The following is an 8557-nucleotide window of genomic DNA, read 5'->3' as shown; positions in this document are numbered from 1 at the left end:
CTGGATCGTCCAGCCGAGTCCCTCGGTGTAGAACTCCTTGGCCCGGTCCATGTCCCGGACGCCGAGCAGGATCGAGCTGACGTGCGCCTTCATGTCGTATCTCCTTGCACTGCGGGTGTGTTGTACGTGGCGGAGTGCCGGGCCGGAGCGGCCCGGCTGTTCATGCTGATCAGGCTAGGCGCGGTCCCGTGGACCGTGCTTCTCGATTCCTGATCGGATCCCGATGCACCCCGCACATTCACGGGCATCTCACGCGGGCCGCCCTGCCCGCCCCGGGCACCCGCGCAAGCTCCGGCCCCGGCCCCGGGTGTCGGGGCCGGGTCACGGCGGCGCGGGTGGGCTCCCTAGTGTGGGGGTGGTGGGGCGGTGTCGAGGCGGCGGACGAGTTCGCGTAGCGCTTGCAGTTCGCGTTCCAGTGCCTGTGCCCCGTGGGTGGTGAGGGTGATCCAGGTGCGGGGGCGGCGGCCGGCGTAGCCCTTGTCGACGCGGACCAGGCCCGATTCCTCCAGTACCTTCACGTGGCGCGACAGGTTCCCGTCGGTGACGCCGAGTTGTTCGCGTAGGAAGGCGAACTCGACGCGGTCCGCCTCGCGGGCGACGGCCAGGATCCCGAGCCGTACGCGCTGGTGGACGGTGTCGTCCAGGTCCAGGGTCGGGTGCTGGTCCGCGGCCGGGCCCCGGCCCTCGTCGCCCGTCGTCGTGTCGGGTACCTGCGCATCACTCATGACAGGACCGTACGGGAGGGCGTCGGCGTGCGGCGCCGTGCCGCCCGCCGCTGCACCAGCCCGGCGGACAGCAGGACCGCCGCCAGCAGCAGCGCCTTCGGCTGCGGACCGCCCGCCCAAGTGTCCTCGGCGTCGATCCACGGCAGCAGACCGCTGCCCCAGGGGGCCGAGAGGTAGGCGGTGAGCAGCAGGGTGTGGGCGGCGCCGGCGCCGGCGACCAGCGGGTCGCGTTCGGCCAGGCCGAGGACGAGCAGTCCGACGCCCACCACGTACCAGGGCGAGGTGTAGGCGTCCTCCAGCACGGACAGTGTGAACGGCTGGTCGCGCAGCAGGAGCAGTGTGAGCAGCACGGCCGTGACGGTGGCGGTGGCGCCGGTCACGGCGGCGAGCCAGGCACCGCGCCGTGGGATGACTCCGCGTGCCTCGCCGCGCAGGCGGTACCAGCGGGACAGGGCCAGCCAGGCCAGCGGGATCAGGGCGAACCAGATGCCCCATCCGACGAAGCGCAGGATGGCCCCGTCGAACTCGTGGGCGTCGCAGGGCCCGTCGGGCGAGTGGGGTACGCACAGGCCGGTCCACTCGGCGTACGCGAAGGCCGGGTAGGAGGCGACGCTGCGTCCGTGGGCGCCGAAGTTGAAGGCCTGTCGGGCGAACGGGACCGCTGCCAGGGTCAGCAGGCCGAAGCCGATCAGTGGTATTCCCGCCCCGTGCAGTCGGGTGCGGGTGTGCAGGCGTAGTCCTTCCGTCTGGGCCAGCAGGTCCGCCGGGCTGCCCCGGTGTTCTGTTTCCATGATCCACCCCTGTGTGTTCGTCGTGCGGTCGTGCCGGACTGCGGATCGGCACGCCCCCTCGCGATCAACTTTGCATCGCAAAGTACATGGCGGTCAAGAGTTCACGGGATCGCCAACCAGATGGTCCGGGGGCGGGGGAGGGTGCCTGATCCTGCGTCAGGCCGACTGCGGGCCACGGCCGGCACCGCTCTGCGGGGTCTGCGGCCTTCCCGGGTCCGCCCGCCCGTGCGCTCCGGGCCTTTCCCGCCCGCCTCGCGCTTTTTCGATATGCGGGGGCGGCCCCGGTCCGGGGAATTCCCGGCTGCCTGCCAGATACCGCCCCGCATGCCGGCCTTCTCCAGGCGGCGACCTCGGGGGTGATGCAGCATCACCGCAGGTCAGAGCCCACTGTCAGTGTCCCGGCATAGAGTTGGGATCAACAACGCAGGGGGCGTCGGAAAGGCGCCGGAAAATCGCGTGGGAAATCGGGGTAGAAGCATGTCCGCGAACAGGATCAATCACAAGGTCAACCATGTGTCGCTCGTGGTCGACAGGTCGGGCTCGATGCGCCCGCACCAGGCGCAGCTCGTCACCGTGGTGGACGAGTTCGTGAAGGGCCTGCAGGAGGAGTCCGACCGCCTCGGTCATGAGACCCGTATCAGCCTGTACGCGTTCGACCACGAGGTGCAGAACCTCGTCTGGGACATGGACGTCAAGCATCTGCCCTCCCTGCGTGGCCTGTACCAGGTCGACAACGGTGCCACCGCCCTCATCGAAGCGGCCGTGAAGTCCATCGACGACCTCAAGAACATCTGGGAGGGCTACGGCGAGCACTCCTTCCTCCAGGTCGTCGTCACCGACGGCGAGGAGAACGCCTCCGGTTGCACCGAGCACGGCAGGATGCACACCCGCATGGCCACCCGTCAGGGCAAGGCCGTCCTGCGCTCGTGGATGGAACGCATCCACACGGCCATGGACGAACTGCCCGAGCACTGGACCTCCGCGATCCTCGTCCCCAACTCCCTCGCCAAGCGAACCGCCCAGGAATACGGCTTCCCGGCCGGCAACATCGCCATCTGGGACGCCGACTCCAGCAAGGGCGTCGAAGAGGCCATCGGCACCGTCAAGTCGGCCGCCACCGGCTTCCTGCGCGGGCGCGAGAAGGGCGTACGCGGCACCAAGAACCTCTTCGCCATGGGCCAGGACCTCAACTCCGCCGACATCGACGCCAACCTCGACGCCCTGGAAACCGGCACCTACGTCCTGGTCCCCGTCGACCAGCAGACCCCCATCCGCGACTTCGTCACCGCCTCCGGACACCCCTACAAGAGCGGCTGCGCGTTCTACGAGCTGTCCAAGCGCGAGAGGATCCAGGGCACCAAGCGCCTCGCGGTGGCGGAGAAGGACCCGGTCAGCGGCCGGATGACGGGCCGGGTGTTCTCGGGCCCGGCGGCCCGTCAACTCCTCGGCCTGCCCAACGCGGAGGCCACCGTCAAGCCCGGTGACAACCCCTCCTACACCGTCTTCGTCCAGTCGACCTCCGTCAACCGCAAGCTCGTCCAGGGCACCAAGCTGCTCGTCATGCTGTAGCCGGCACCGGCACCGGCACCGGCCGCGCCCAGCCCCTGGCACCCGCGCGGCCCCGCCGCCGCGCATCCGGACCTCCGGGTCCCGGCGTCGGGCAAGAGGGCGGTGATCGTCACGGTGGGGTTGAGAACACCTCGCCAGGTTTCGGGTGGAGTTGGCGTGCCGTGGTCTTACGAGCCGGTCCGCGATTGGTGGGGCCGGACTGAGGGGTCAGCCCCAGGTGAGGGGGTCGAGGTGGAGGTAGAAGCGCAGACGTTCGTGGTCCAGGGTGATGCCGTACTTCTCGGCGAACGCCACGTCTGCGGCCTGTGCCTGCTCCTCGTCCGTCCATGTCTCTCGTGCGTTGGCCAGGAGCAGTGCCAGATCGGCGTAGCGGTCGGCCCGTCCGAGGCGGCCCAGGTCGATGAAGCCGGAGACGTCCAGGGTCTGTGGATCGAGCATGATGTTGGGCAGGCACAGGTCCCCGTGGCAGACGACCGTGTCACCGGCCTCCTGGTCCCGTCGCCGGGGGACCTGCCGGGTCAGGCGGGTCAGCAGGTCGGTGGGAGGGGTGTGCTGCTGCTCGACGGGGAGGAATTGTGGGTTCACGGCGTCACGGGCGACGACGTCACGTGCCAGGGTGACCATGGTGTCCAGGCCCCGGTGGAACGGGCACTGTGACACGGGTACCTCGTGCAGTCGACGGACCGCGTCCGCGATGCGGTCCCAGGAGCCCCGCAGATCCTCGGCCGACACCTGATCGGCAGGAACGCCATGGACGGCACTGGTGACCAGGCAGGCTCCCGCGTCGGTGTCGAACCATTCGAGGACGGCCGGGCCCGGTACTGCCTGGGCGCTCAGCCATACGATCCGGTCGCGCTCTGCCGCCAGGTCCGCTGCGTCCGCCACGGGGACGCACTTGGCATACCGGCCGGCGTCCGCGCTGCGAAAGACGAAGGCCCCCGACTCGCCGGTGGTGACGGGCAGCCAGTCGCCGCCGACGCCGAGCAGTACCGGTGACACGACGCGGGGTCCCGAGTGATCGTCCATAGCGGTCACCCTACCGAGCTCGGCCTTCCCCGCGGGGGCGAGCCTCAGGGACAGCCGTGACGCGGCACAGGCCGCGCGGGTTCTTCGAGTGTGACCGGGAAGTGGGCCCGCACGGCCTTGACCCATCCCGCCTTCTGCGGCATCTCACGTACACATCTCAGCGATCTGATCCAGGAGTTGGCCGATCCGCCGGACCAGCACGCCCCGACCTCAATCGCGGACCGAGCCGGAACGCGTACGGCCACCGCTGACCATCGGCGGGTGAAGACCGGCGATCTTGCGGTGGCCGCGGGCCACGGCGGAGTGCCTGCCCTGTGGCAGGCGAGGTCCGAGGGCCTGACGAGCCGGATCGCAGGATGGTCCAGCCAGGTCGAACCCGGACGTCGAGCAGGACGGTTGGCACCTCGGGCGGTTTCCGGCACGCACCGCGCCCCACCCCGGCCGGGCCCCGGCGCGCTGACCACCCGGCCGGGCGCGTCCCGCGCCGGGTCCGGCGGATTCGTCCGCCGGACGCGGAGCGACAGGCCACCGCCGGTAGGACCGGGCACGGATCGCCATCGCCGCCCCGGCCCGGCGGGCCATCAGCACCTACCGGTCCGCCGCGACCGCCGCACCGGGGAACCCGCCCATTACCGCTGTCACCCGCCCCGTCCGGTGCCGCTGTCCCCCTGGCCGAAGTCGCCGAAAGCCGCCGGACGGTCGAGGAGACGTTCCGGCGCCCCAAGACCCGGGCCCCGGCGGCGTACCGGTGGTCCGGGGCCGCCCCGCGTGCGTCATGACCCCGGCTCCTCACACCGCCGCACCGGGATGTTCCGGTACCACGGGACACCGCGAGCCGGGCCCGCGCCGCCCGCGACCTTCGCGCGGGGTGGGGGCCTTGCCGTGGCTCAGGCCTTCGGCCGGGGACGGACCATGACGTCCGATCCGCCTCGCACGGCACCTGACCACGCGGTGGTCGCACGCCCGGTAAGTGACGGGCGGGCCGGCAGCGTGACCGGTAGCATCGGTCGGCCTGTTCCCGACCGAGAAAGGGGTTCTTCGATGGAGGCGGATCGCGCCGACTTCCTGCTCGGGATCGTCCTGGACGAGAGTGCCCCGGAAGGGGACCGTTATGACGCGATCATGGCCCTGGAGGACTTCCCAGACCTGAAGGTGCGTCTCGCCCTGGCCTCGATCGCGCATGAGGAGGACGAGCCGGACGACACCCTGGTCGAGATGTGCGCGGAAACGCCGGCGTTCCTCTGGGTCAAGTTGGGGTACGTCGACGCTGAGATCCATGAACGACTGGTGCCGCTGGGACGGGCACAGGCCGATGCCGTCCTTCGTACCCACGCCCCCCACCTGCCGGTGCACCGACCCCGGGTCCCCTGACGGCCGAGTCCTCCGGCGGGCCGCGCGGCCCCCGCCCCGGGGCGTTCCGCAGGCGGCCCCACAGGCCCGCCACGCGCCAGGACCGGAGACTCCCGGTCCGCGGCGGCTTCCCGCACGGGCGAGGGGCGCAGGCGAACCGGCCCGGCCCGGACCCCTGTCACGGGGTCCGGGCCAGGTCGGTCCGTGCCGCCGATCGCCGTCCGCCGGCGCCGGGAGCCGTCCGGCGCCTGTCAGGCCTTCGGCCGTAGGCCGGGGCGTGCCTTGCGCTCCGCCGCCGGACCGGACGCGGCCGCCGCCAGCCCGGACGCCCGGGTCCGGTCGGCCGTGCGGTCGGCCGTGCGGGCGGGGAGGTCGTCCGCTCCGGTGGCGGCACTGTCGGGACGGCGTGCGGGAGGCGGGGTGACCTGCGTCCAGGCACTGGTGCAGATGAGGTTGCTCGGAAGGGCGCCGGACTTGTTGCAGACCGTCTCGTAGACGTCGCCGCCGGTCGTCAGCGCCGTGACGACCAGGTTGTTGCTCTGCACCGCGACCCCCACCCCGCAGACCGAGCTCCCCGGGTAGCCGGTGTTGCCGGACAGGTTGACCCAGAAGACGGCCGACGGCGGTGAGGTACTGACGGTCTGACGGCCGACGATGACCTCACCGTGGCGGACGAGACCCAGGTACTGGGAGATGCCGTCGACGGTGGTGTCCAGCGAGATGCACGCCGTGCTGGGCCCGGCCGGGCCGGCCGGCCCGGCCGCTCCGGTGGCACCCGTCGCGCCGGTGGCGCCGGTGGGACCGGTCGGGCCGGCGATCCCCGCGGCGCCCGTCGCGCCCGTCGCTCCTGCCGGTCCGGCGAGACCGGTCGCCCCGGTGGGGCCCGTGAGGCCGGTCGGGCCGATGTCGCCGGTGGCGCCCGTCGGCCCGGTCGGTCCCGTCGCGCCGATTGCCCCGGTCGCGCCCGTCGCGCCCGTGAGACCGGTGGCTCCCGTCGGGCCGGTCGGTCCCGTGAGGCCGGTCGCACCGTCCGCACCGGCAGCGCCGGTGGGTCCCGTAGGTCCGGCGGGGCCGATGCCGCCGTCGGCGCCCGTGGGGCCGGTCGGGCCGATGGCGCCCTCGGCACCCGCCGCACCGGTCGCGCCCGTCGCACCGGTGTCACCGGTGGGGCCCGTCGGCCCGGTCGCACCGTCGACACCCGGGGGCCCGATCAGGCCGATGGGACCGATGGTCCCCGCGACGCCTGCGAGCCCGGCCGGTCCCGTCGGGCCGGTGGCCCCGGTGGCCCCCGTCGGACCGATGTCACCGGTCGCCCCGGTGGCTCCCGTCGGACCGGTCGGGCCCATGAGGCCGGTCGCACCTGCCGCGCCGGTGTCACCTGTGTCACCTGTGGGTCCTGTGTCACCGATGGGTCCTGTGGCCCCGGTGGGGCCGATCGCGCCGTTCGCACCCGTCGGGCCGGTCGGGCCGGTCGGGCCCATCGCGCCCACGGCACCTGCCGCACCGGTGGGCCCCGTCGGCCCGGTAGCGCCAGCGGCCCCCGCCACCCCCGCCGCACCGGTCGCCCCCGCCGGCCCCGTCGGCCCGGGAACCCCGGTGCCACCGGGGACACCACCGTGGCACGGCAGAGCGAAGCCCGGCCCGGGCACGGTCACCCGCCCCCCGCCGGACGAACCGCCCGCTCGTACGCAGCAGTCACCGTGGACGGCACCGCCGCGTTGGGGCGGCGCGGCCGCGGACGGCACGCACTGCTGCGCCACGCCCCCGCGGCCGACGGCGGCCGTAGCTCCCCCGGCCGGGGCCAGGATCGCGATCAACAAGGCCGTGCTCGCCGCGAGTTGACGCCGGCGCCCCGCCGGGGTGCGATGGGGGCCGAGCGCGTGGTGGTGGGTCATTCGTCTGCTCCCGAGGTGTCCGTACGGACCCGGCACACCTGTCCGGGTGAGCCGGGGCTGACGAATGATGCACATCACCGGCACCGCCCCATGTCCGTACGGGCCGGTAGTCACCGAGGTGGTCGAGGGATTCCCACCCGCCTGCCCCCGCACGGGTGTGTGTCGTACCCCGGGCCCCGCCCGGCCCCCACCTACCATCGGCTGCGATCACCGGCCACGAGACGAGCGACACCATGCCACCACACCCCGCACCCCCAACCACCCCCACAACCCGCACCACCCCCACAACCCGCACCGCCCCCGCACCCCGAAGCGCCTCCGCACCCACCATCTGCCTGTGCATGATCGTCAAGAACGAGGCACGCGTCATCGAGCGCTGCCTCGACTCCGTCCGCACACTGATCGACACCTGGGTCATCACCGACACCGGCTCCACCGACGGCACCCAGGACCTCATCCGCACCGCCCTGCGAGGCATCCCCGGACAGCTCCACCAGGAACCGTGGACCGACTTCGGCCACAACCGCTCCAGCAACATCCGCCGCGCCCGAGGCCGCGCCGACTACCTGCTCCTCCTCGACGCCGACATGGTCCTGCGCCAGGACGGCGACCTGCCCGCCCTGGACGCCGACGCCTACCTGCTGCGTCACGCCGGCGACCCCGAGTACCAGATCAAGCGCCTGGTCCGCGGCGCCCTGCCCTGGCGCTACGAGGGCTCCACCCACGAGTACCTGACCACCGACGAGAACCACTCCAGCGCCCACCTGGACACACTGGTCGTCGAACACTTCGCCGACGGCGGCTCGCGCGACGACAAGTTCGAACGCGACGCCCACCTGCTGCGCCGGGACCTCGCACGCGACCCGGGCAACGCCCGGGCGGTCTTCTACCTCGCCCAGACCCTGCGTGACCTTGGTGAGTGTGAGGAGGCGGTGGCGTTGTATGAGCGTCGTGCTGTGATGGGTGGTTGGGTGGAGGAGGTGTATTGCGCGTTGTTGCAGTGTGGTGTGCTGCGGGCCGAGGGGGGTGATTGGCCGGGTGCGATGGATGCTCTGGTCCGTGCTTGGGAGGTGCGGCCCGCCCGTATGGAGGCCTGTTACGAACTTTCCTCGCGGCTGCGTGGCATGGGTCGTTACCGGGCCGCGCATGCCTTCGCCCGCGTCGGCCTGGAGGTGCCGGTGCCGGAGGACCTGCTGTTCAC

8 protein-coding genes are annotated in these 8557 nt (G+C 72.3%); 3 read left to right on the top strand and 5 right to left on the bottom strand.

Annotated features, from left to right (window positions below; translation table 11 throughout):
* The 3 genes from ACWEQL_RS38765 to ACWEQL_RS38755 all read right to left on the bottom strand — a co-directional run.
* Positions 1 to 93, bottom strand: a 93-nt coding sequence (locus tag ACWEQL_RS38765) for a VOC family protein (protein WP_452155690.1), incomplete at its 3' end; no start/stop codon positions are given.
* Positions 94 to 344: 251 nt separating this feature from the next.
* A complete protein-coding gene (locus ACWEQL_RS38760) occupies positions 345 to 725 on the bottom strand; it encodes a winged helix-turn-helix domain-containing protein (protein WP_452155688.1) in 381 nt (126 codons plus the stop codon).
* The gene (locus ACWEQL_RS38755) at positions 722 to 1516 is read right to left on the bottom strand and encodes a hypothetical protein (protein WP_452155687.1); all 795 of its coding nucleotides are present in this window, start codon (positions 1514 to 1516) and stop codon (positions 722 to 724) included. The genes ACWEQL_RS38760 and ACWEQL_RS38755 overlap by 4 nt, the downstream gene beginning before the upstream one ends.
* Before the next feature lie 477 nt (positions 1517 to 1993).
* On the opposite strand from ACWEQL_RS38755, the gene ACWEQL_RS38750 reads away from it, so the two are divergent.
* Positions 1994 to 3085, top strand: coding sequence for a VWA domain-containing protein (locus tag ACWEQL_RS38750; protein WP_452155685.1), 1092 nt, complete (start codon positions 1994 to 1996; stop codon positions 3083 to 3085).
* A 207-nt stretch (positions 3086 to 3292) separates the two neighbouring features.
* On the opposite strand, the gene ACWEQL_RS38745 is transcribed toward ACWEQL_RS38750, so the two are convergent.
* Positions 3293 to 4111 (bottom strand): APH(3'') family aminoglycoside O-phosphotransferase, encoded by an 819-nt coding sequence (locus ACWEQL_RS38745; RefSeq protein WP_452155683.1) that lies wholly within the window; start codon positions 4109 to 4111, stop codon positions 3293 to 3295.
* 1041 nt (positions 4112 to 5152) lie between these two features.
* On the opposite strand from ACWEQL_RS38745, the gene ACWEQL_RS38740 reads away from it, so the two are divergent.
* Positions 5153 to 5482, top strand: a complete 330-nt coding sequence (locus ACWEQL_RS38740; protein WP_452155682.1) for a hypothetical protein — start codon at positions 5153 to 5155, stop codon at positions 5480 to 5482.
* 230 nt (positions 5483 to 5712) lie between these two features.
* On the opposite strand, the gene ACWEQL_RS38735 is transcribed toward ACWEQL_RS38740, so the two are convergent.
* Positions 5713 to 6807 carry a hypothetical protein gene (locus tag ACWEQL_RS38735; RefSeq protein ID WP_452155680.1) on the bottom strand — a complete coding sequence of 365 codons (1095 nt, stop codon included), beginning with the start codon at positions 6805 to 6807 and terminating at the stop codon, positions 5713 to 5715.
* A gap of 890 nt (positions 6808 to 7697) precedes the next feature.
* On the opposite strand from ACWEQL_RS38735, the gene ACWEQL_RS38730 reads away from it, so the two are divergent.
* Positions 7698 to 8557 (top strand): glycosyltransferase (locus tag ACWEQL_RS38730; protein ID WP_452155678.1); only part of this gene is annotated, 860 nt, incomplete at its 3' end.

The sequence above is a fragment of the Kitasatospora sp. NPDC004240 genome, assembly GCF_053603215.1.
The sequence above is the reverse complement of the archived record's forward strand: the minus strand, read 5'-3'. Positions and strand labels throughout refer to the sequence as shown.